Raw genomic sequence first — 270 nt, 5'->3', positions numbered from 1 at the left:
AGGACTACCAATGCAATTAATGCGGGAGCAACCCCAGTACCAATAAAAGGAATTAAGATAAAAAGCAAAGCTAGACTAGGAATAATCCGAAGAATTTGGGCGAAACTTTCACAAAAAGCAGCAATCACTTTGTTTTTTGATCCCAGATATCCTAGGGGAAAAGCGATGATAGCGGCAATTAATAATGAGGTAAAACTCAAAAATAGATGTTGCCCTACATCTTGAAAGTATTCACCAGCATTAGTTTGAAAATATTGGATAATCTGATTG

Annotated in this window: 1 pseudogene; it reads right to left on the bottom strand. The window is 36.3% G+C overall.

Features of this window, described 5'->3' with window-relative positions:
- Positions 1-270, bottom strand: a pseudogene (locus MJX74_RS21585) (hypothetical protein); the annotation flags it as partial.

The sequence above is a fragment of the Rheinheimera hassiensis genome, from assembly GCF_022436675.1.
Taxonomy (GTDB): Bacteria; Pseudomonadota; Gammaproteobacteria; order Enterobacterales; family Alteromonadaceae; genus Alishewanella; species Alishewanella hassiensis.
This window is presented reverse-complemented; position numbering and strand designations above follow the sequence as displayed.